Genomic DNA, 21,841 nt, shown 5'->3' with positions numbered 1-21,841 from the left:
GACACTCTTGTTGAGTGTCTTATTTCATTATTGCTTGCATGCCTCAACATCAATACCGGCAGCAATTAACTTCTTTTCTCCATCTTGTTCAATAATTTTTTGTAATTTAGATAGGAAAGAATCAAAGTTTGTATGCTTTGCTACTTGGAATGTCATTTTATGTTCAATTGGTAACCACGTATCAATATCAGCTTCGTTATGTTGGATTTTCACCTCAAGTTTATCGAGTGCATTAGTAACTTTTGCTTCGTACGTTTCTTTCGCTTCAAACTCCATCCATAAGTCATATAATTCCTCACCGAGAGAACTTGTTAATGTTTGTTTAATATTTAAAATAGCTTCTAGTTCATTTTTTTGTTTTTGTAGTTGTAATTCGTGACTATTCATCGTATCAAAAGCAGGGATATCACCAGCTTCGGCTTCGACTAGGTCGTGAATAATAACCATCTTAAGTAATTTCTCAATATTTACTTTTTGATCCAAATAAGGTTCAACTAAAATAGCCATTAGAGACATACGCCATGTATGTTCGGCAACACTTTCTTGACGTCCGTTAGAAAGCCAGCTATGTCGCATTTCATATTTTAGTTTTTCTGCTAATGCAATGACTTGTAAAATGTTGTGTTCCATCGTGATCCTCCTCATTTATCCATACTATAATTCTAATATAGAAATGAAATGTGTCAATTTTATGAGTATATTGCGATAAACAGATGATAAGCGTATAATACATGTTATATGTGAAAACGTATTATTAAAATAAAAAAATGTTATATAAAAATGGAAAGGAAAGGGCAGAAATATGGGAGAGAAAAATCAAGTATTAGCTAGACCACAAAGAAGAAAAAGGAAGTTTGATATTTCTAGCCCAGTGGGCATTATAGTAGGTTTCATTATAGTGATAGCGGCAATTATGCTTGGCGGCGGTGGAATAAAAGCTTTTAAAAACTTTTTAGATGTTTCATCTATTTTAATTGTCATAGGGGGAACAACAGCGACAATTGTTGTGGCATATCGATTTGGAGAAATAAAAAAATATACGAAAAGCATTTTTACTGTTTTACATAGAAGAGAAGAAGATTTAGAACAGTTAACGGATTTGTTTGTCGATTTTTCGAAAAAGTCTAAAAAGCACGGCTTGCTTTCTTTAGAGGTTGATGGAGAGCAAGTAGACAATCCTTTTATTCAGAAAGGAATTCGATTAATGTTAAGCGGTTACGATGAAGATGAATTAAAAGAAGTGTTACTGAAAGATATTGAAACGGAAGTGTATGAGTTAAGAAAAGGAGCAGCATTATTAGATAAAATTGGTGATTTTGCTCCAGCTTGGGGAATGATTGGTACGTTAATCGGTCTTATCATTATGCTCCAAAACTTACAAGATACATCGCAAATTGGTACAGGGATGGCAGTTGCGATGTTAACGACATTATATGGGTCCGTACTTGCGAATATGATTGCAATCCCTCTTGCGGAAAAAGTATATCGTGGTATTGAAGATTTATATACAGAGAAGAAGTTTGTAATAGAAGCAATTTCAGAATTGTATCGTGGACAAATCCCTTCTAAATTAAAGTTGAAACTGGATACATACGTATACGAAACAAAGGTAAAAAAGGTAAAAGGAGCAGCCTAATATTTCAAGGAGTGGTATGATGAGTAAAGGACCGCAAAAGGGATCGCCTCGTTGGATGACGACTTTTACAGATTTAACAATGTTATTATTAACTTTCTTTGTATTACTAGTTGCTACATCAAAGCAAGATGCAGTAAAATTGTCAAAGATGCTTGAAAAGTTTAGTGATACGGGGCAAGTAGATGCAAAAGTAATGGAAAATACAATACCGGATATTTCACATGAAAAAAATGATGAAAAGATGATCTCAAAAAAGAGAATGGATGAATTATATAAGAAGTTAAAAGCGTATGTAGATAATAACGGTATTAGTCAAGTGAATGTATATCGAGAGGATACAGGGGTAAGCGTCGTTATAGTAGATAATTTAATATTTGATACAGGCGATGCAAACGTTAAGCCCGAAGCGAAAGGGATAATAAGTCAATTAGTTGGATTTTTTCAATCCGTACCTAACCCAATTGTTGTAGAGGGACATACAGATAGTAGACCTATTCATAACGAGAAATTCCCTTCAAATTGGGAGTTATCTTCAGCACGAGCGGCAAATATGATTCACCATTTAATTGAAGTGTATAATGTGGATGATAAAAGGCTAGCTGCGGTAGGATATGCAGACACAAAGCCAATTGTACCAAATGATTCACCGCAAAACTGGGAAAAAAACCGTCGCGTTGTTATTTATATAAAAGAGTAGTATATTATTATTTTAATAATAAAATAATAAAAATACGAAAATTCTTTTAAAAAAATATTAAATTTTATCATTTTATTTTGTATAATGAGTGAGAATGATAAGGTGAAATATTAAGATATATTTATACATAGAAGGAGAGAATTAAAAAGAATGGCACATAAAATTTTAGTAGTAGACGATGCGATGTTTATGCGAACGATGATTAAAAACTTATTAAAAAGTAATGCTGAATTTGAAGTTATTGGCGAAGCAGAGAATGGGGTAGAAGCAATTCAAAAGTATAAAGAACTTCAACCTGATATTGTAACATTAGATATTACTATGCCAGAAATGGATGGGCTTGAAGCATTAAAAGAAATTATTAAAATTGATTCAAGTGCAAAGGTTGTTATTTGTTCTGCAATGGGACAACAAGGTATGGTATTAGATGCAATTAAGGGCGGGGCAAAAGACTTTATTGTAAAGCCATTCCAAGCGGATCGTGTAATTGAAGCTTTAACAAAAGTAGCAAATAGTTAATATAGAAGGGGTGCCACAAGGAATCAAAACAGTGATAGCGGATCGACGTGTGGCCCCCTTTTTTCTCATTATAAAACACTAAATTGTTATACATAAATGAAATGTTTGTTAGACAGGTAGGGGATAAAAATGCAAACAGATCTATTAAATATATTTTTTGAAGAGTCAGAAGAACATTTACAGTCGCTAAATGAAAATGTGCTAGTGTTAGAGCAAAATCCTGCTGATATGGATGTTGTAGGAGAAATATTCCGCTCCGCTCATACATTCAAAGGTATGTCTGCGAGTATGGAATTTACGGAGATGGCTGATTTAACACATAAGATGGAAAATGTGTTAGATGAAATTCGTCATGGGAATATAGTTGTAAATGCGGATATTATTGATGTGATTTTTGAGTGCATTGATAATTTGGAGAAGATGGTTGCAGATGTGCAACAAGGTGGAATGGGCAATATTGATGTAGTCTCAACTAAACAGAAATTAGAAGCATTATTGAACGGTAATGTAGAAACTACTACGGAACATATAGAGCAAAATCATATAGACAACGATGATGCAGTTTCGCATGCAGTGCATATAACAGTTGAACAGCAAGCAATTTTAAAAGCAGTACGTGCCATTATGTGTATTGAAGCATTACAAAATGTGGGGAATATACAAAAAACAGCTCCGAGTATTGAAGAAATTGAAGCAGATGCTTTCGGATTTGAATTTACAGTATTTATGGATACGGATTGTAGTATAGAAGAATTGAAACAAGTAGTACTTCATGTTTCTGAAATTGAGAAAGTGGAAGTAAAGCAAGGAGAACCTATATCGAGGGAAGTAGCTTCTAAAAAAGTCGTTACACAAGAAGTTGTGCAAGTAGAAGAAACGCTACAACCAGCTGTGGCTACGCAGGTAGAATCACCGATAGTGGCAACGAATCAGCCAGCTAAAAGTACTACAAAAACGAAAAATGCTAAAGTGGAGAATCGTTCAATTCGTGTTCAATTAGAGAAAATTGAAAGATTAATGAATATGTTTGAAGAAAGTGTAATTGAACGTGGGCGCATTGATGAATTGGCTCAAACGATTCAAAACAAGGAACTAATTGAACATTTAAATCGATTAGGCGATATTTCAAAAGATATTCAAAATGTACTATTAAATATGCGTATGGTGCCAATTGAAACTGTGTTCAATCGTTTCCCGCGTATGGTACGTATGTTAGCGAAAGATTTAGGGAAAAAAATCGATTTACAAATTACAGGTGAAGATACTGAAGTAGATAAAATTGTTATTGATGAAATCGGTGATCCGCTCGTTCATTTAATTCGAAATGCAATCGATCACGGTGTTGAAACTGTTGAAAAACGACGTGATGCAGGTAAAAATGAGACAGGTACTATTAAATTAGAAGCTTTTCATAGTGGAAATCATGTCGTTATTCAAATTACGGATGATGGAAACGGTATTAATAAAGGGAAAGTATTAGAAAAAGCGATTAAAAATGGCGTTGTAACTGAAGCAGATGCGAATAGATTAACAGATCGTGAAGTGTTTGATCTTATTTTCCAACCAGGATTTAGTACAGCTGAAGTTGTATCAGATCTTTCTGGACGCGGTGTCGGATTAGATGTTGTAAAACATACGATTCATAGTTTAGGTGGACATTTAATTATTGATTCTGAGGAAGGAAAGGGAAGTACATTTAGAATTGAACTTCCGTTAACGTTGTCTATTATTCAATCTATGCTTATTCAAACGAATGATAAGCGTTATGCTTTACCTCTTGGAAATATCGTTGAAGCAATTCGAATTAAGAAAGAAGACATCCAATCCTTACAAGGAAAAGATGTGTTAAATTATCGTAATCAAATTATTGAAGTGAAACATTTAAGTACTGTATTTGGTGAAAAAACAGTAGATGAGGCGTTTGCGTCATATGATGGTCAAATGGTTCCTGTGTTAATTGTTCGTAATACACATCGCAGCTATGGACTTATTGTAAACACAATTATCGGTCAAAGAGAAATAGTCTTAAAGTCATTAGGTGACTTCTTTGCAGAGAGTTCTAATTATTTCTCTGGTGCGACGATTCTCGGTGATGGACGAGTGGTCCTCATTTTAAACCCAGAAGGTTTATAATAGGAATGAAGGAAAGCTCCCCACTTGTATACAATTGGGGAGCTTTTTGACTAATCGTTACTACTCTAATAATGGCAATAAATACATATTAACGTTTTATATAATAAGTTTGCTAAAATCAAATGAGAGTTTATATCATTTGATAGAAAAACAGAAATGAGGAGGCAGGGAAAATGCCTGAGCAACACACAAAAGGGGATACGAGCACGATTGTGCTAGAAAAAGAAAATGAGCATTTAACGCCTCAAGAATGCGATATTCTTGGCGAAATTGCAAATATATCATTTGGTTCAGCTTCGACTGTATTATCAACAATTTTAAATAGGCAAGTAAGCATTACTGCTCCTCGCATAGAGTTGGTAGATTTATATGATTCAAGAGATGTCGAAGTTCCACATGTTGTATTAAACATTCACTTTACAAAAGGATTAGATATGGAAAACCTTCTTGTCCTTAAGCAAGATGTTGCATTGTCTATTGCTGATTTAATGATGATGGGAACAGGCGAGGTGGAGGACGGAAAAGAACTTGGTGAATTAGAGCTAAGTGCTGTACAAGAAGCGATGAATCAAATGATGGGATTCGCAGCTACATCTATGTCGGAATTCTTCCAAGATACAGTAGATATGTCTCCGCCGACGATTAAAGTTGTAAAGTTATCAGAAGAAATGGAGAAAATCTCTGAAATCGATGGAAATCATACGATTGTTAAAGTGTCGTTTGATTTAAAGATAGATAATCTTGTAAACTCTAAACTTGTACAAATTGTTTCTGTTGAGCATGCGAAACAAATGGTAAATAAATTAATGCAATTATCTGGTGGAGTAGAAGAAAAAGACGAGACAGCAGAAGTAGTGGAAACTGAGATTGTAGAAGAAGTTGAAAAAGAGCATTTAACACAAGAAGAGAAAGATGTGCTTGGTGAAATTGCAAATATTTCAATTGGTTCCGCTTCAACAGTATTGTCAACGCTTTTAAATCAGCCAGTTACAATTAGTACACCAAATGTGGAAGCAATCAATGTTCGGCATTATGATGGAGTACCAGTACCATTTGTTATTTTAAATGTCGACTTTGTTGAAGGGCTAAAGAATGAGAATGTATTCGTATTTACAAAAGATGTCGCCTTAACAATGGTAGATTTAATGATGATGGGAACAGGGGAAGTTGATCCGGAAAAAGAGTTGACTGAATTAGAACTGAGCGGTATTAAAGAGATTATGAACCAAATGATGGGGCATGCTGCTACGGCGATGTCAGAAATGTTTCAAGAAAAAATGGACATGACGCCGCCAAATGTTAAATTTGTAACGTTAAAAGAAGAAATGGAGTATTTGGGAGATTCAATGGAAGTGGACGAACTCGTTCAAATTACGTTCAATCTTGAAATTGGTGATCTGCTTCAATCGAAAATGTATCAAATTTTGCCGATTTCTGAAGCGAAAGAAATGGTAAGGCGACTTCTGTATCCAATGGTGGAAGAAGAAGAGATTGCCACAGAAGAAATTGAAGAAGAAAAAATTGTAGAACCAGTTGTGCAACCTATTGAATTTAAAGAAGTAAAACAAATGGAGCCAGTATATATGGACACGTCCATTCTACAAAATGTAGAAATGAACGTGAAATTTGTATTTGGAAGTACAGTGAAAACGATTCAAGATATATTAAGTTTACAAGAAAATGAAGCAGTTGTACTAGATGAGGATATTGATGAACCGATTCGTATTTATGTAAATGATGTATTAGTGGCGTATGGTGAACTTGTAAATGTAGATGGATTTTTCGGAGTAAAAGTAACGAAATCATTATAAGGCATTGAAATAGGAGTTTGAACTAGTAGATGAAAAACGTAAAGTTTTTTCTAATGAGTTGGCTATGCATACATGTGTGCTTGTTCTTCCCCTTGCAAAGTCAGGCTGAGGAACAAATTGAGCCAGATCAAAAAATAAATGAAGTGAATGTACAAGAAGAAAAGTCAGAGCAAGTGGAAACGAAACAAGATGAAGAGAAACAAAAAGAAGTAGAACAAAAAGAAGTAAAACAACAAGAAGTAGAACAACAAGAAGCAGTAAATAAACAATTGGGTGGAAGAAAGATAGAAACGGAACAAGGAATTGTTACAGTAAATAAGCCGGAGCTTAAAGTTGGCGAAGAAGTGCGAATTGCTGTAGAACCAAATGGGAAAAACATTCAAAGCATGAAAGGTATATTGCAGTTACAAAAAAATGGCGAGCAATATGCGCAAGAAAGAATGCTATCTTTTGAGTATGATGAAGAAACGAAGAGCTGGGTTGCTAACTATAAAGCAGGGGATTTTGATTTGCAAGGTGATTGGAATCTTCAGCTCTTTCAAAGTTACAAAGAGAATGAGAAAGAAGACCTCATAAAAAATGAATTGAAAGTCCCGCTCATTCGTATTAAAAATGAAACGCCTACTATAGATAAAGAATTGCCAAAGTTACAGGAAGTTACTATTGATGAAGTAAAAGAAAACTTAGTTGAACGAAAACAGGGAGATTCTATACATATACGAGTAAAAGCGTCAGATATAGAATCGGCTGTAAAAGAAGTGCGCGTTACATTAAAAGGGAAAGAAAATAAAGAGCTTTCGTTTTTATTAGACTACAACAAGTATGATATGGATTGGCAAAAAGTATTTGAAATAACAGAAGAATTGCCAGCTGGGCCATACGAATTACATGTAGAGATAATAGATGCAGCAGGTAATAAACTTGTTGAGGAAAGTGAATATACCATTTCTATTTTGGCGCCAAAAAACGAAGATGACAAAAAGATAGAAGAGAAAGAGAAAGAAGATAAATTAGATAATAAACTAGAAAATGAATTAGAAGATAAGAAAGAAAATGAGAAGCAAGAGGATTTGAAAGTCAAAAACCCGCTTCCAGAAGAAAAATTACCAGTTGTTCAAATTCCGAAGCAAGATGAGAAAGTAAATAAGTTTATAAAAGAACCGTTGAAAGAGAAAGAGGAATTTACTTACGTCATAAAAGAGCCGTTCGAAGACAACAAGGAAGTACATAAGGCGAAGGACCAAAAAGAGAAAAATAACAAACAAGTTGCCTCTAAAAAGAAAGAACAAAAAGAAGAATCAAAAGACAAGAAAGAAGAAAAAGGTGAACAGGGAGTACAAGCTTCGGATGTGTTTACTATCATGTCAGGTTTATTCGTACTGTTTTTAGTTTTAAAGAGTAATAAAGAATGGGGCTAATTATTTCATAGTAGTGGAGGCGCTTAAATGGAGATTAAACGTACGACAATTGAAGATAAGACGCTACAACCATTAAAACAGCCTGCAGCTATTTCGGAGCATGAAATCCAGAAAGAACGAAAGCGTAGCAATTTAGTGTTTACTGGACAGTCTAAAATTATTTCGAAAAATAATGAAATAGGTATTTTACTTGCAAGTTTAAGTGATGGAAAGATTATGAAGGAAATGCTTTCTAAAGAGATGGATACAGTGTTACAACTTTTTAAAAAGCTACATACGTTATCTGGAGAAGGTAAGCAAACAGAAAAAATATTTGAACAAGTAATTAGAAGCCTACAAGGGCTTGTTAAGCAGGCGCATATAAAAGACCTTCCTTTGTTAGATGGAACATATGATTTCGCTGAAGTACAACTATCATTTGGTAGAAAAGTACATATTCCGTTACTAGATGTGAGCGCACTTATTTCTAGAGTGGAAAGTGATTCTTCAGAAGGAAATATAAATTTGATGGTAACGGTTATTACTGCTTATATAACGAAATTGTCTAACGAAACAATTTTAATTAGCGTTACAGACCGCATTGCTAAAGATCGGGATGTAAGTGTATGGAGAGCGCTTGCGGAAATGAACATGACACAATTATCACAGGCATTGAAACAAACGATGCAAGAACATAAATGGTCTATGACGTTTCTTTTTCTCTTCATATGGATTGTCGGTATTATTTTAATTCGAGTTATGTAAAAAGGTCGTCACTCCATTGTGACGACCTTTTTTATATTTTTTCGTAGAAGAATGTATCAAATCGCTGAAGATTGTAACGCTCGGGTGTTAAAATTTGTTCCGTACTACCAACAAATAGTACACCGCCTTTTCGTAAAGAACGACTAAATTTTTCGTAAAGTTTTACTCTTGCTTCTTCTGTGAAATATATCATTACGTTGCGACAAATAATCAAATCATAATTTGTATCGAACGACTGCATTAAAAGGTCATGTTGTTTAAACGAGACGTTTTGTTTAATGTTTTGATGCAATGAATATAGATCATTCTCTTTTGTGAAATGACGTTCTTTCAAATCATTAGGTAATTCCTTTAACGAACGTTCTGTATATTGACCGCGTTTTGCAGTTTCTAAAATATGAAAATCAAGATCTGTTGCTTGAATTTCAAAACGAAATGGAGCTAGATGCTTTGATAAAATTAAAGAAAGTGTATACGGTTCTTCACCAGCAGCGCAAGCGGCACTCCATACCTTTAATTTTCCGCTATTTTGTTCGAGTAATTTAGGTAGTGCTTTCGACTCTAAAGTTTGCCATCGTTCTTTATTTCTAAAAAACTCTGAAACGTTAATTGTAATATAGTCAATAAAATTTAAAAATAAATTTTGATCAGCACGTAATTTGTTTAAAAAATTAGTGTAGTTTTCAAAGCCTTTTCTCGAAATGAAAGCATCGATTCTACGGCGCATTCTATCTTGCTTATACGAAGCGATATCCATATTGAATTGTTGTTTAAAACTCGCGATAAAATGATCATAATCTTGTTCAATTATCATATTTACAATGGGCACAATAATGATATTGTGCCGCCCCCTTTACATCATACGAATTTTTTGTTCAAAGCTTTTTTTCATTTGCTTTTCATGTAATCCTGGTAAATCATAAATGACAGCATCAATACCTGCTTCTTTTGCAACATCGACAGGGATGACAGATGTATGTTTGTCCCCATTATAAAAACAGAGAACTAGATCAGTGTCTTCAATAATTTGTTTAACAAAAAACATATAATCTGATCGGTAAATGGAGTCAGAAGGATGATCGAAAGCAACATATTCGGCTCCGTGTTTTTTTAAGTAATCAACGACTTCTTGAAATTCATCTGTTATTGCTTGCAATGGTTGCAGCGTGTAAAGGCATAAATTTTGAGCGAGTCTTTCATTTTCAACGAAAAAACGAAGAACCTCATTTTCAATAGATTTATAACATAATATGTAAATTTTATGTTTGTGAGCATAGTCAGTTAAAAATTTTTTAATTTCTTCTTGATCTAATGCTGTTAATTGATTTGAACCACAAAGGAAAATATTCATAGAATTGTGCCACCTCATGCTAAATTGTAACATATCTTTTATAAAAAATAACTGCAAAATATTACTGTTCAGAGTATAATTATAAATAACTGGATTTTACGATTAAGTTTAGGAAGAAATAAAAAAATAAATAGGTGATATGTATGCTACGTTCTATCTCGCATAATCCAATTTTATCGCATATACCGCCTGCTACTCAAATGCCGAAAGATGCAAATGTCAGGACAGGACTTGCATTTTCGGATAATTTGCATGCAGATCCGAAAAAAGATAAATTACTAGAACAAATGGAAGCGTTTGTCGATAATATTGGAGAAATTAAAGAAAAAATTGAAATGGAATTAACGCTTGATAATGTAATGGAATACAAAAATACAGTAAAATCATTTTTGAATTTTTACGTTGATAATGTATTGCAGTATAAAGATGTCATGTCTCGTCACCCACGTTATGGATATTCACAGAAAATGACGATTGTGAAACAGGCAGAAATGGGATTGAATGAATTAGAAGATGTTATGAATTTAATTAATACGAAAACAGGACATTTAGAAATGTTAAATCAAATTGGAGAAATCCATGGTTTAATTGTGAATTTAGTCTTGTAAAAGGAAGGAAGCTATATGTACATACAATTATATGAAAAGCTCGTTATTATACAAAAGGCGTATGAAAATATTCAAGCGCTTGGAGAGCAAATATATGAGAATTTAAAAAATAAAGATATAAATGCAGTTCAAAAGTTACAAGTAGAACAATTGCAGTACATTGATGGTTTAAAAGGACTATCTAGCTCATTCGAAGAAATGGTTGTTCAGTTTTGTAAAGAAAAAGATGTTGAAGCATCTCGTGTAAGTGCATTATTTTCGTATTTTTCTCAAGAAGAAATTGAAAAAATGGAAGAATTACAAAAAAACGTAACTGAATTAGAAGAGAATGTAAAAATGATTCTTTTGAAAAATCAATATTACTTAAACGTACTATTAAAAACTACAGAAAGTATTGTGGATTCTGTTTCTGAATATAATTTAGAGCGAAACAATAATTCGCAAATCTTTATGAATGAACTATTGTAAAGGAGAAGTGAAGCTTTATGAGATTATCTGATTATAATACACCGCTATCAGGGATGCTAGCGGCTCAAATGGGATTACAAACAACGAAACAAAACTTATCTAACATTCATACACCGGGTTATGTGCGTCAAATGGTGAATTACGGATCTGTTGGAGCAAGTAATGGTCATACGCCAGAACAGAGAATTGGTTACGGTGTACAAACGCTAGGTGTTGACCGTATTACTGATGAGGTAAAGACGAAGCAGTTTAATGATCAATTATCTCAGCTCTCTTATTATAACTATATGAATTCGACTTTATCACGTGTAGAGTCTATGGTTGGAACGACAGGAAAGAATTCATTATCTAGTTTAATGGACGGTTTCTTTAATGCCTTTCGTGAAGTGGCAAAAAATCCAGAACAACCAAACTACTACGATACATTAATTTCTGAAACTGGGAAGTTCACAAGTCAAGTAAATCGTCTTGCGAAAAACTTAGATACAGTGGAAGCGCAGACGGCAGAAGATATTGAAGCGCATGTTAATGAATTTAATCGTCTTGCTGCTAGTTTAGCAGAAGCGAATCATAAAATTGGACAAGCGGGTACACAAGTACCGAATCAACTTTTAGATGAGCGAGATCGCATCGTTACAGAGATGTCTAAGTATGCAAACATCGAAGTATCTTATGAATCTATGAATCCTAATATCGCGAGCGTTAGAATGAATGGTATTTTAACAGTAAATGGGCAAGATACATATCCACTTCAATTAAATAAAGAAAAAGACCCAATGTCAGTTGAGATTTACGGTTCAGAAATCTCTGTAACTAGCGGAGCAATAAAATCAGCGATTGATACGAAAGCGAAAATTGTTGATTATAAAAAAAATCTTGAAGACTTAATGAGTTCAGTGAAAAGTCAAGTGAATACAGTAATGGGAAAAGATTTCTTCGTTGGAGATTATGCGAAGGATATGAAGTTAAATCCAGAATTCCAAAAAGATATTTCGAAAATGAAAATATCTGCTGAAACAGCAAATAAACTAGCAGCAATTACAGATGGAGATTATAAAGAAGGTCTTTCTTATAAAGCAGCATTAGACCAATTTATAGTTCGTGTTGCATCTGATAAAAGTGCAGTGAATGGTTATCAAAAAATTCATGGGGACTTATTAGAAGGCATTCAGCAAGAAAAAATGAGCGTCGAAGGGGTAAATATGGAAGAGGAAATGGTAAATTTAATGGCCTTCCAAAAATACTTCGTGGCAAACTCTAAAGCTATTACTACGATGAATGAAGTGTTTGATAGTCTATTTTCGATTATTCGATAAGTGATAATAATTGATTGAAAATATATAAGGAGGAGATAGAAATGAGAGTATCAACATTTCAAAATGCAAGCTGGGCAAAGAATCAGTTAATGGATTTGAACGTGCAACAGCAATATCATCGAAATCAAGTAACTTCAGGGAAGAAAAACCTTCTTATGAGTGAAGATCCACTTGCGGCAAGTAAGTCATTTGCGATTCAACATTCATTGGCGAATATGGAGCAAATGCAAAAAGATATAGCGGATTCGAAAAATGTATTAACACAAACTGAGAATACTTTACAAGGTATTTTTAAATCTTTAACGAGAGCAGATCAATTAACGGTACAGGCATTAAATGAGCCAAATGGTGAAAAAGAATTGAAAGCCATTGGTGCAGAGATTGATCAAATTTTAAAACAAGTTGTATATTTAGCAAATACGAAAGAGCAAGGCCGTTATATTTTCGGTGGTGATAGTGCGGAGAAGCAACCATTTACAGAAGATGGTACATATCAAGGTGGAAAAGATGATGTGAATTGGCAACTAAATGACGGTTATGAATTAAAAGCGTTTCGTAACGGAGAAGCATTATTATCTCCGGTTATAAAAACGTTAAAACAGATGAGCGAAGCGATGCAAAAAGGTGATCAAAAAGCGTTACAACCGTTATTAGGAGAAAATAAGACAAACTTAGATGGCATCATTAACCGTACAACTGAAGTTGGTTCAACAATGAATACAATGGAGACGTTTAAAACAATTTTAAGCGAGCAAAACTTAGCGCTTCAAGAAAACCGTAAAGAAATTGAGGATGTTGATTTAGCGGTCGCAATTTCTGACTTAGCATATATAAATGCAACGTATGAAGCGACGCTTAAAGCTGTTAGTACGATGAGTAAAACGAGCATCTTAGATTATATGTAAATAATAAGGAGTGATAAATATGGCAGGAACGATGACAGGCATTGGTGGTAGACAACAGATTTGGAATCTTGGAAATAATATGATCGATACTTCTCACTTCGTTGAATTAGAAATGAATGCGTTAGATATGAAAAAGACACCGTATACGAAAGAAAAGAACGACCTTACAAATGATAAATTATTATATACAAGTTTGAAATCAGAATTTAGCTCTTTCACGCAAACTTTTAAAAACTTAGCGGCTTTTAAAGGGAATGAGAAAAAAGTAACAACATCACAAGACGGATATATTAATGTAAAAGCTGATGGTGGTGCAATTGCAGGAACTTTTAATATGACAATTACACAGCTCGCGCAACGTCATCAAATAGCTTCTAATGAAATTAAAGATATAAATGCAAAGCTTCCTAAAGATGAAACATTAAAACTAGGCGGTAAAGAATTAAAAGTAACAACAGATATGACATATAAAGATTTAATTAATAAGATTAATGATGGAGATTATGGCGTATCAGCTTATACACTTGGAAATAAAATTTTCATGACCTCTAAAAAAGAGGGAACAGATGGACAGATTAAGTTTGAGGCGAACACATCTACGCTATTTCAAGATATTGGTTTAGCTAACGCGGATGGCAAAGCGCTCAATACAATCAATGAAGCACAAAATGCTAAATATAGTATTAATGGTATTACAGATGAAAGTTCTACGAATACAATTGAAGCTCTTCCCGGTGTGAAAATTGAGTTGTTAAAGGTAACTGAGCCGAAAGTAGAAGGGGCGCCAGATGCAGGTACAACAACAGATCCCAAAACAAAAGGTATAGACCTAAAATTTACAGTAAATGACTCAAACGTAACAGATGCATCGAATGTTATTAAAAAAATGGTAGCTGATTATAATAAAGCTGTTTCTACAGTAGATATCTTTGCTGGAAAAGGTGGAGCTTTCCAAGGTCAAGCTATTATGCAAAGTGTACGTCAAGCGATGAACAATGTCGTAACATTTTCTCAAGATGGTAATTATTTATTCACATTTGGTATTCAATTAAAGCAAGATGGAACGATGGAAATTGATGACGAAAAGTTAACGAAAGCATTAAAAGAGAAGCCAGATGCAGCGAAGCAATTTTTCTTTAGTTCTAACGGTTTAGGAAAAATGATGGAAGAACCGCTTGATAAACTATTCGGTGATAAAGGCGTAGTCGGCGAGAGAGTTAAAAACATTGATTCACGTGTAAGTGATTTAGATAAAAAGATTAAAGATATTGAGACGCAAAACTTGCAAAAGCAAGATGAAATTGTGAAGAAGTATCAAAAGCTAGAAAGTACATTGGCGGCGCTTGATAGCCAACTAAAAACAATTAAAGCAATGACAAAACAAAAAAGTGATGATTAATGAAAGTTGAGGAAGTGATCATATGCAAGCATGGCAACGTTATATGCAAAATGATATTATGACGAGTAATCCGATTAAAAATACAATTTTTATTTATGAAAGATGTATTGTAGAGTTTCGTAATTTAGAAGAACTTTTACATACTTTTAACTTACAAGAAGGGGACGCACTTCTTGAAAAGTTAGAACGTATTTTTGAAGAATTAAAACTTCAATTGAATCCTGAAATTACGAAAGATTTATATGATAGCTTATATGGTTTATACGATTGGATTAGCATTCAAATTCAAACGATGAAAGTAACGCGTGAAGCGAAAGATATTGATGCAATTGTGAAAGTGTTGCAAGATTTAATAGACGGTTACCGCGGAGCACTTGAAAATGAACAATGATATTTATCGGACGTTTGTCAGCTGTTTTAATGAAATCGGTGAATTGCAAGTGTCAGACAGAGAGTTTGCTGAGAAGAGTGAGATGTTAAATCGCTGGATGATGACATTGGATGAAGAAACGCGTACGCAAGTTGCAGCAGAAGTAAGCCCATTTATTATTAAGGCAGCACAGCATATTCGGGATAAGCAAAAGATTTTGGAAGAAATGATTATGACAAATGATGGACGAATGAAGGCTAATTCATTTTACGGTAAATATTAATAATAACGTTTGGAAACAGATTCCCCTTTTAAAAGGGGGTCTATTCCTTCGTTTACATAAAGAACTCCGCTGATTGAGGTTTCATTTTATGACTGTGATGAAAAATAATAGTAATCTAAATAATAGAAAAATGGACTTTAGTTTATAGTTCATATATTGAAATGTTGTATAGATTACTGTGTGTATACAGTTTTTTGCATTCTTTTTTATATTTTTGTATTTTTCTAAAGACAACAATGGAAAAATGGAATAAAATATGTAGGGGTACATAAAAGTAAATATTTTAATAAATGCATATAAGAAAATAAATAATGAAGTGAAACTTCTATCAGTGGATCATTAATTTAGAAAAGAAAGGGTGTGGAATATGCCAGATTTAGTGAGTGATGTAAGCCATTATATGAATTATTTAGTGACGAAACGAAATACTGTTTCTAGTAATATTGCAAATGCAAATACACCTGGCTATAAAGCACAAGATGTAACATTTGCTGAGCAGATGAATAAAAGTAGTGCATTATATAAAAACAATGCGGCTGATTTAAAGAGCAATCCAGATTTATATCAAACGAATGAAATGCACTTGCCGACAGTAAATACGAAAAATACATATGCAAAGATTCAAACAAAATCAATGCAAACGAATAAAGACGGAAATAGTGTGGATGTAACGACAGAAATGCTAGATTTAATGAAAACAAATCAGTTATACGGTATTTCAGTTAACGCAATTAATACACAATATGCAATTAACCAAGCGGCACGCGGACGTTAAAGGTAGAAGGAGAGACAACGGATGTTTCAGGCAATTAATGCAAGTGGCTCAGGGCTAACGACAGCGAGAAAGTGGATGGAAGTTACTTCTAACAATATTGTAAATGCAAATACGACGGCGGCTCCGGGGACAGATTTATATGAGCGTCGTAGTGTGGTGCTAGAATCAAACAATAGTTTTGCAAGTATGTTAGATGGGGCTCCTACTAACGGAGTAAAGATAAAAAGTATTGAAGCAGACAAAACGGAAAATTTAGTGTATGATCCGACGCATCCGCACGCAAATGAAGAAGGATATGTACGTTATCCAAATATTGATGTAACTGCTGAAATGACGAATGTTATGGTTGCTCAAAAAATGTATGAAGCAAATACGAGTGTATTAAATGCGAATAAAAAAATGCTTGATAAAGATTTAGAAATCGGCCGAGGATAAGGGGGAAGATAGTAATATGAAAATCCAACCAATGTTACATACACAACCATTTGGAGCAATTCAGTCAATTGGTGCACCGAAAACTTCTCAAACATCTGTAGTTGAGGGGAAAAAGTTTATTGATTTATTGGAAGATATGAATCAAACGCAAAACAATGCGCAAACAGCAGTATATGATTTACTAACTAAAGGGGTAGGAGAAACACATGACGTTTTAATTCAGCAAAAGAAAGCTGAGTCTCAAATGAAAACAGCTGCTCTCGTACGTGATAATCTTATTGAAAATTATAAGTCACTAATTAATATGCAAATTTAGGAAAGTAGACGGGTGTGTTTAAATGGAAAAGATGAAAAATGTTATCCGATCGTTAAAAACGTGGCATAAGTTAGTAATTGGTGCTGCGCTTTTAGCGATTGTAACAGGAGCACTTTTATACTTCACCTTGCCAGATAAATATGTTGTTGTATATCAAAATTTAAATGATACAGATAAACAAGAGATTACAGCAGAATTATCGAAGTTAGGTGTCGATTATCAATTAGCGACCGATGGTTCGATTCGTGTGCAAAAGAATGATGCTCCATGGGTTCGAAAAGAAATGAATGGGATGGGCTTACCGTTTAATTCTAAAAGCGGTGAGGAAATTTTATTAGAAAGCTCGCTCGGTTCAAGTGAGCAAGATAAAAAAATGAAGCAAATTGTCGGTACGAAGAAGCAATTGGAGCAAGATATTGTAAGAAACTTTGCGACAGTTGAAACGGCAAATGTTCAAATTACATTGCCTGAAAAAGAGACAATTTTTGATGAAGAAAAAGCAAAAGGAACAGCGGCGATTACAATTGGGGTGAAGCGTGGCCAATTGTTAACAGCTGATCAAGTTGCAGGTATACAGCAAATGATAAGTGCAGCAGTTCCTGGTGTAAAGGCAGAAGAAGTAAGCGTTATTGATAGTAAAAAAGGTGTTATCTCAAAAGGGACAGATGAAGCACATTCTAGTAGTTCTTCTTCTTATGAGAAAGAAGTAGAGATGCAGCACCAACTTGAAGGTAAATTAAAACAAGATATTGATGCAACGTTAATGACGATGTTTAAACCGAATGAATATAAAGTGAATACGAAAGTATCTGTAAACTACGATGAAGTTACACGTCAGTCAGAGAAATATGGTGATAAAGGTGTACTTCGTAGTAAACAAGAGCAAGAGGAAAGCTCTACTGCGCAAGAAGGGGCAGATCCGAAGCAAGGTGCTGGTATTACAGCGAACGGTGAAGTGCCAAACTACGGTACGAACAATAATCAAAATGGTAAAGTTGTCTATGATAATAAAAATGGTAACAAAATCGAAAACTATGAAATAGATAAAACAGTTGAAACAATTAAGAAACACCCAGAATTAACGAAAACAAATGTTGTTGTATGGGTAGATAATGATACGCTAGTAAAACGTAGAATGGATATGACAACTTTTAAAGAAGCAATCGGAACAGCGGCAGGACTTCAAGCTGATCCGAACGGTAACTTTATAAATGGTCAAGTTAACGTTGTAACTGTTCAGTTCGATCAGCCGAAAGTCGAAAAAGAGAAAGAGCCAGAAAAAAGTGGCATGAACTGGTGGTTATTCGGTGGAATTACAGCTGGCTTATTAGCGATCGGTGGTCTAGTATGGTTCTTATTAGCAAGACGTAAGAGAAAGAAAGAAGAAGAAGAGGAATATGAAGAATACTTAGCAGAAGATGAAATTGCTGCAAGTAATGAAAGTATCTTGGAAATTCCTGAAGAAAAAATAGTGCCAGAGCCAAAACCTGAACCAGAAGAACCGAAAGAACCAACGTTAGATGAACAAGTGCAGGATGCTACGAAAGAACATGTAGAAGGTACTGCAAAAGTAATTAAAAAATGGCTAAACGGACAGTAAGGGAGGAACAACGATGTTAGATGAAATCTCCTCCAAAGAAAAAGCTGCCATCCTTATTCGTACATTAGAAGAAGGGGTGGCAGCAAAAGTCATTGAATATATGACAGCTGAGGAAAAAGAAGTATTACTTCGTGAAATCGCGAAGTTTCGTGTATATAAACCAGAAACGTTAGAAAATGTACTGGGAGAGTTCTTATATGAACTAAATGTAAAAGAATTGAACTTAGTCACTCCAGATAAAGAATACATTCGTCGCATATTTAAAAACATGCCAGAAGACGAACTGGAAAAATTATTGGAAGATCTTTGGTATAACAAAGATAATCCATTTGAATTCTTAAATTCACTTACAGATTTAGAGCCACTTCTTACAGTGCTTAATGATGAATCACCACAAACAATTGCAATTATCGCTTCTTATATTAAACCGCAGCTTGCTTCTCAATTAATTGAGAGATTGCCAGATCATAAACGAGTAGAGACGGTAATGGGTATTGCGAAGTTAGAACAAGTTGATGGTGAATTAATTAATCAAATTGGTGAGTTGTTAAAATCGAAATTAAATAATATGGCATTCAGTGCAATTAATAAAACTGATGGCTTGAAAACAATCGTAAACATTTTAAATAATGTTTCACGTGGTGTTGAAAAAACAGTCTTTCAAAAGCTGGATGAAGTCGATTATGAGTTATCTGAGAAAATTAAAGAAAATATGTTTGTCTTTGAAGACTTACTTGGTCTTGAAGATCTTGCGCTTCGCCGTGTATTAGAAGAAATTACAGATAACGGTGTTCTTGCGAAAGCACTTAAAATTGCAAAAGAAGAAATTAAAGAGAAACTATTTACATGTATGTCTTCAAACCGTAAAGAGATGATTCTAGAAGAATTAGATGGCTTAGGACCGCTTAAGATGACGGATGCTGAAAAAGCACAGCAAACGATCACTGGTACAGTGAAAAAGCTAGAGAAAGAAGGAAGAATTATCGTTCAAAGAGGTGAAGAGGATGTCCTTATTTAAAAACAGAATTCCGAAGAATTCTGTTTCTTTTTCTGAAGAAACGTATGAATTACAATTTCCAAAACCAGCTTCAGTTCAAATAGAAGAGGAAGAATTACAAGCTGATCATGCAGAGCTTCGCGCCCAGCAAGAGTCATTACATATGGAAATGAATCAGCTAAGGCAAGAGAAGCAAATGCTAGAACGAGAGCGGCAGCAGTTATTACAAGATAAAGAACAATTTCAAATGCATATTCATGAACAAATGGAACAGATGGAAGCAGCGCGTGTGCAGTTTCAAAAAGAACAACAAGAAACAGCATATGAATGGACAGAGTTATTATGGGATCAATCTTTTCATCTAGCAGAAAAAATCGTGAATCAAGCGGTAGATTCACGATCGCTTGATGTGTTACCTATTTTAACTGGCATCGTGCAAACATTGCCAACTTCATTTGAAAAATTAATCATTACAGTACATCCAGAAACGTTTGAACGTATTCAAGAAGAGAAGGAAAATACGAAAGAATATTGGTTACTACAATTAGTAGAATGGAAATATGATTTCTCCTTGCAGTTTGGTGAATTTGTTCTGGAAGAAGAGAAAGAGTTCTTTGAATTTAAATTTGCACCTATATTTGCGAAACTTCGTCAGAAATGGGAAGAAGAGAAGTTATTTGAGGAGCAAAATGTATGAGCCGTCTGTTAATGAATGAGAACGAAAAATGGAATAAGTTCATTGAAACACCACTGTATACGAAAGTAGGCAAAGTTCATAGTGTACAAGAACAGTTTTTCGTAGCAAAAGGGCCGAAAGCGAAGATTGGAGATGTTTGCTTCGTTGGAGAACATAAGGTCTTATGTGAAGTGATTGCCATTGAAAAAGAAAATAATATGCTACTTCCATTTGAACAGACAGAAAAAGTATGTTATGGAGATTCAGTGACTTTAATTTCAGAAGATGTTGTTGTACCACGTGGTAATCACTTACTCGGAAAAGTGTTAAGTGCAAATGGTGAAGTATTAAATGAGGAAGCTGAAAACATTCCATTACAGAAAATAAAACTAGATGCACCGCCTATACATGCATTTGAACGTGAAGAGATTACCGATGTATTTGAAACAGGAATAAAATCAATTGATTCTATGCTAACAATTGGTATCGGTCAAAAGATTGGTATTTTTGCTGGGTCAGGTGTTGGTAAATCTACTTTACTTGGAATGATAGCAAAAAATGCAAAAGCTGATATAAACGTTATTAGTTTAGTAGGAGAACGTGGCCGGGAAGTAAAAGACTTTATTCGAAAAGAGTTAGGCGAGGAAGGGATGCGAAAAAGCGTCGTTGTTGTAGCGACGTCAGATGAAAGTCATCTTATGCAACTTCGTGCAGCGAAGCTTGCAACGTCTATTGCTGAATACTTCCGTGATCAAGGCAATAACGTATTACTTATGATGGACTCTGTTACTCGTTTTGCCGATGCACGAAGAAGTGTTGATATTGCTGTTAAAGAGTTACCGATTGGTGGTAAAACACTGTTAATGGAAAGTTATATGAAGAAGCTGTTAGAGCGGTCCGGGAAAACACAAAAGGGATCTATAACAGGTATTTATACGGTGCTTGTTGATGGGGACGATTTAAATGGCCCTGTACCAGATTTAGCACGTGGTATTTTAGATGGACATATTGTATTAAAGCGTGAGCTTGCAACGCTTAGTCATTATCCTGCAATTTCAGTATTAGATTCAGTAAGTAGGATTATGGAAGAAATCGTGTCACCACATCATTGGCAACTTGCAAATGAAATGAGGAAAATTTTATCAATTTATAAAGAAAATGAATTGTATTTTAAGTTAGGAACGATTCAAGAAAATGAAGAAAATGCTTATATTTTTGAATGTAAAAATAAAGTAGAAGGTATAAATACATTTTTAAAGCAAGGTCGATCGGATAGTTTCCAATTTGATGATATCGTTCAAGCGATACACCATATAGTATAAGGCCTCTGCCTAAGAGGTCTTATTTTTTTGTTTTTTAATATTTCACAGATTTTTTTGGAAAA

The 21,841-nt window shown here is 34.3% G+C and carries 24 protein-coding genes; 21 read left to right on the top strand and 3 right to left on the bottom strand.

Annotation, left to right across the window (positions count from 1 at the left end; all coding sequences use genetic code 11):
• Positions 1 to 27: 27 nt before the first annotated feature.
• The gene (locus CN409_RS17620; protein WP_097981826.1) at positions 28 to 630 is read right to left on the bottom strand and encodes an HD domain-containing protein; all 603 of its coding nucleotides are present in this window, start codon (positions 628 to 630) and stop codon (positions 28 to 30) included.
• 172 nt (positions 631 to 802) lie between these two features.
• Between CN409_RS17620 and CN409_RS17615 the strand changes: the two genes are divergently transcribed.
• The 7 genes from CN409_RS17615 (at position 803) to CN409_RS17585 (ending at position 8,958) form a co-directional block, all read left to right on the top strand.
• The gene (locus CN409_RS17615) at positions 803 to 1,636 is read left to right on the top strand and encodes a flagellar motor protein MotP (protein ID WP_000504191.1); all 834 of its coding nucleotides are present in this window, start codon (positions 803 to 805) and stop codon (positions 1,634 to 1,636) included.
• Positions 1,637 to 1,655: 19 nt separating this feature from the next.
• Complete coding sequence (locus tag CN409_RS17610) at positions 1,656 to 2,333, top strand: OmpA family protein (protein WP_000033627.1); 678 nt, start codon at positions 1,656 to 1,658, stop codon at positions 2,331 to 2,333.
• Positions 2,334 to 2,483: 150 nt separating this feature from the next.
• On the top strand, positions 2,484 to 2,852 hold the full coding sequence (locus CN409_RS17605) for a response regulator (protein ID WP_000940568.1): 369 nt from the start codon (positions 2,484 to 2,486) through the stop codon (positions 2,850 to 2,852).
• A 129-nt stretch (positions 2,853 to 2,981) separates the two neighbouring features.
• A complete protein-coding gene (locus CN409_RS17600) occupies positions 2,982 to 4,985 on the top strand; it encodes a chemotaxis protein CheA (RefSeq protein WP_001192626.1) in 2,004 nt (667 codons plus the stop codon).
• A gap of 173 nt (positions 4,986 to 5,158) precedes the next feature.
• Positions 5,159 to 6,796 carry a flagellar motor switch protein gene (locus CN409_RS17595; RefSeq protein WP_097981824.1) on the top strand — a complete coding sequence of 546 codons (1,638 nt, stop codon included), beginning with the start codon at positions 5,159 to 5,161 and terminating at the stop codon, positions 6,794 to 6,796.
• Between the two features lie 29 nt (positions 6,797 to 6,825).
• Complete coding sequence (locus tag CN409_RS17590) at positions 6,826 to 8,214, top strand: transglycosylase (RefSeq protein ID WP_086389883.1); 1,389 nt, start codon at positions 6,826 to 6,828, stop codon at positions 8,212 to 8,214.
• Between the two features lie 27 nt (positions 8,215 to 8,241).
• The gene (locus CN409_RS17585; protein WP_000403964.1) at positions 8,242 to 8,958 is read left to right on the top strand and encodes a hypothetical protein; all 717 of its coding nucleotides are present in this window, start codon (positions 8,242 to 8,244) and stop codon (positions 8,956 to 8,958) included.
• Positions 8,959 to 8,989: 31 nt separating this feature from the next.
• Here CN409_RS17585 and cheR read toward each other — a convergent pair whose 3' ends face one another.
• Together cheR and CN409_RS17575 are read right to left on the bottom strand one after the other, a co-directional pair.
• Positions 8,990 to 9,772, bottom strand: a complete 783-nt coding sequence (cheR, locus tag CN409_RS17580; RefSeq protein WP_000582876.1) for a protein-glutamate O-methyltransferase CheR — start codon at positions 9,770 to 9,772, stop codon at positions 8,990 to 8,992.
• Between the two features lie 39 nt (positions 9,773 to 9,811).
• On the bottom strand, positions 9,812 to 10,309 hold the full coding sequence (locus CN409_RS17575; protein WP_001020110.1) for a flagellar motor switch protein FliG: 498 nt from the start codon (positions 10,307 to 10,309) through the stop codon (positions 9,812 to 9,814).
• Between the two features lie 143 nt (positions 10,310 to 10,452).
• On the opposite strand from CN409_RS17575, the gene CN409_RS17570 reads away from it, so the two are divergent.
• From CN409_RS17570 to fliI, 14 genes are all read left to right on the top strand, one after another.
• Entirely contained in the window at positions 10,453 to 10,917 is a 465-nt protein-coding gene (locus CN409_RS17570) for a YaaR family protein (RefSeq protein WP_000946318.1), read from the top strand.
• Positions 10,918 to 10,932: 15 nt separating this feature from the next.
• Positions 10,933 to 11,385, top strand: a complete 453-nt coding sequence (gene flgN / locus CN409_RS17565; RefSeq protein WP_000275875.1) for a flagellar export chaperone FlgN — start codon at positions 10,933 to 10,935, stop codon at positions 11,383 to 11,385.
• 17 nt (positions 11,386 to 11,402) lie between these two features.
• A complete protein-coding gene (gene flgK / locus CN409_RS17560) occupies positions 11,403 to 12,701 on the top strand; it encodes a flagellar hook-associated protein FlgK (protein WP_016077913.1) in 1,299 nt (432 codons plus the stop codon).
• A 41-nt stretch (positions 12,702 to 12,742) separates the two neighbouring features.
• Positions 12,743 to 13,606 (top strand): flagellar hook-associated protein 3, encoded by an 864-nt coding sequence (locus tag CN409_RS17555; RefSeq protein WP_016077912.1) that lies wholly within the window; start codon positions 12,743 to 12,745, stop codon positions 13,604 to 13,606.
• A gap of 19 nt (positions 13,607 to 13,625) precedes the next feature.
• Positions 13,626 to 15,005: a flagellar hook-associated protein 2 gene (locus CN409_RS17550; protein WP_016077911.1), complete on the top strand. Its 1,380-nt coding sequence runs from the start codon at positions 13,626 to 13,628 to the stop codon at positions 15,003 to 15,005.
• Positions 15,006 to 15,027: 22 nt separating this feature from the next.
• Complete coding sequence (locus tag CN409_RS17545; RefSeq protein ID WP_016077910.1) at positions 15,028 to 15,396, top strand: flagellar export chaperone FliS; 369 nt, start codon at positions 15,028 to 15,030, stop codon at positions 15,394 to 15,396.
• Entirely contained in the window at positions 15,386 to 15,658 is a 273-nt protein-coding gene (locus CN409_RS17540) for a hypothetical protein (RefSeq protein ID WP_001058090.1), read from the top strand. The genes CN409_RS17545 and CN409_RS17540 overlap by 11 nt, the downstream gene beginning before the upstream one ends.
• 367 nt (positions 15,659 to 16,025) lie before the next feature.
• Positions 16,026 to 16,433, top strand: coding sequence for a flagellar basal body rod protein FlgB (gene flgB, locus CN409_RS17535; protein WP_001113110.1), 408 nt, complete (start codon positions 16,026 to 16,028; stop codon positions 16,431 to 16,433).
• A gap of 21 nt (positions 16,434 to 16,454) precedes the next feature.
• Positions 16,455 to 16,868, top strand: coding sequence for a flagellar basal body rod protein FlgC (gene flgC, locus CN409_RS17530; protein WP_000484685.1), 414 nt, complete (start codon positions 16,455 to 16,457; stop codon positions 16,866 to 16,868).
• 16 nt (positions 16,869 to 16,884) lie between these two features.
• Positions 16,885 to 17,184, top strand: a complete 300-nt coding sequence (fliE, locus tag CN409_RS17525; protein ID WP_000701672.1) for a flagellar hook-basal body complex protein FliE — start codon at positions 16,885 to 16,887, stop codon at positions 17,182 to 17,184.
• Between the two features lie 22 nt (positions 17,185 to 17,206).
• A complete protein-coding gene (fliF, locus tag CN409_RS17520; protein ID WP_097981823.1) occupies positions 17,207 to 18,784 on the top strand; it encodes a flagellar basal-body MS-ring/collar protein FliF in 1,578 nt (525 codons plus the stop codon).
• Between the two features lie 13 nt (positions 18,785 to 18,797).
• Positions 18,798 to 19,802, top strand: coding sequence for a flagellar motor switch protein FliG (fliG, locus tag CN409_RS17515; protein WP_000883364.1), 1,005 nt, complete (start codon positions 18,798 to 18,800; stop codon positions 19,800 to 19,802).
• Positions 19,789 to 20,478 (top strand): FliH/SctL family protein, encoded by a 690-nt coding sequence (locus tag CN409_RS17510; RefSeq protein WP_016082179.1) that lies wholly within the window; start codon positions 19,789 to 19,791, stop codon positions 20,476 to 20,478. The genes fliG and CN409_RS17510 overlap by 14 nt, the downstream gene beginning before the upstream one ends.
• A complete protein-coding gene (gene fliI / locus CN409_RS17505; RefSeq protein WP_097981822.1) occupies positions 20,475 to 21,779 on the top strand; it encodes a flagellar protein export ATPase FliI in 1,305 nt (434 codons plus the stop codon). Before CN409_RS17510 ends, fliI begins: the two co-directional genes overlap by 4 nt.
• Positions 21,780 to 21,841: the final 62 nt, after the last annotated feature.

The sequence above is a fragment of the Bacillus sp. AFS012607 genome, assembly GCF_002558005.1.
Lineage (GTDB): Bacteria > Bacillota > Bacilli > Bacillales > Bacillaceae_G > Bacillus_A > Bacillus_A thuringiensis_S.
This window is presented reverse-complemented; position numbering and strand designations above follow the sequence as displayed.

Bases quoted from the DNA above. Each gene is read 5' to 3' on its own strand.
- CN409_RS17575 (WP_001020110.1), bottom strand. From the start codon at position 10,309: ATGAATATTTTCCTTTGTGGTTCAAATCAATTAACAGCATTAGATCAA.
- CN409_RS17585 (WP_000403964.1), top strand. From the start codon at position 8,242: ATGGAGATTAAACGTACGACAATTGAAGATAAGACGCTACAACCATTA.
- fliI (WP_097981822.1), top strand. From the start codon at position 20,475: ATGAGCCGTCTGTTAATGAATGAGAACGAAAAATGGAATAAGTTCATT.
- flgC (WP_000484685.1), top strand. From the start codon at position 16,455: ATGTTTCAGGCAATTAATGCAAGTGGCTCAGGGCTAACGACAGCGAGA.
- CN409_RS17545 (WP_016077910.1), top strand. From the start codon at position 15,028: ATGCAAGCATGGCAACGTTATATGCAAAATGATATTATGACGAGTAAT.
- CN409_RS17510 (WP_016082179.1), top strand. From the start codon at position 19,789: ATGTCCTTATTTAAAAACAGAATTCCGAAGAATTCTGTTTCTTTTTCT.
- CN409_RS17550 (WP_016077911.1), top strand. From the start codon at position 13,626: ATGGCAGGAACGATGACAGGCATTGGTGGTAGACAACAGATTTGGAAT.
- fliG (WP_000883364.1), top strand. From the start codon at position 18,798: ATGTTAGATGAAATCTCCTCCAAAGAAAAAGCTGCCATCCTTATTCGT.
- fliE (WP_000701672.1), top strand. From the start codon at position 16,885: ATGAAAATCCAACCAATGTTACATACACAACCATTTGGAGCAATTCAG.
- CN409_RS17590 (WP_086389883.1), top strand. From the start codon at position 6,826: ATGAAAAACGTAAAGTTTTTTCTAATGAGTTGGCTATGCATACATGTG.
- CN409_RS17610 (WP_000033627.1), top strand. From the start codon at position 1,656: ATGAGTAAAGGACCGCAAAAGGGATCGCCTCGTTGGATGACGACTTTT.
- CN409_RS17595 (WP_097981824.1), top strand. From the start codon at position 5,159: ATGCCTGAGCAACACACAAAAGGGGATACGAGCACGATTGTGCTAGAA.
- cheR (WP_000582876.1), bottom strand. From the start codon at position 9,772: ATGATAATTGAACAAGATTATGATCATTTTATCGCGAGTTTTAAACAA.
- CN409_RS17570 (WP_000946318.1), top strand. From the start codon at position 10,453: ATGCTACGTTCTATCTCGCATAATCCAATTTTATCGCATATACCGCCT.
- CN409_RS17615 (WP_000504191.1), top strand. From the start codon at position 803: ATGGGAGAGAAAAATCAAGTATTAGCTAGACCACAAAGAAGAAAAAGG.
- flgK (WP_016077913.1), top strand. From the start codon at position 11,403: ATGAGATTATCTGATTATAATACACCGCTATCAGGGATGCTAGCGGCT.
- CN409_RS17605 (WP_000940568.1), top strand. From the start codon at position 2,484: ATGGCACATAAAATTTTAGTAGTAGACGATGCGATGTTTATGCGAACG.
- CN409_RS17555 (WP_016077912.1), top strand. From the start codon at position 12,743: ATGAGAGTATCAACATTTCAAAATGCAAGCTGGGCAAAGAATCAGTTA.
- CN409_RS17620 (WP_097981826.1), bottom strand. From the start codon at position 630: ATGGAACACAACATTTTACAAGTCATTGCATTAGCAGAAAAACTAAAA.
- CN409_RS17600 (WP_001192626.1), top strand. From the start codon at position 2,982: ATGCAAACAGATCTATTAAATATATTTTTTGAAGAGTCAGAAGAACAT.
- flgB (WP_001113110.1), top strand. From the start codon at position 16,026: ATGCCAGATTTAGTGAGTGATGTAAGCCATTATATGAATTATTTAGTG.
- CN409_RS17540 (WP_001058090.1), top strand. From the start codon at position 15,386: ATGAACAATGATATTTATCGGACGTTTGTCAGCTGTTTTAATGAAATC.
- flgN (WP_000275875.1), top strand. From the start codon at position 10,933: ATGTACATACAATTATATGAAAAGCTCGTTATTATACAAAAGGCGTAT.
- fliF (WP_097981823.1), top strand. From the start codon at position 17,207: ATGGAAAAGATGAAAAATGTTATCCGATCGTTAAAAACGTGGCATAAG.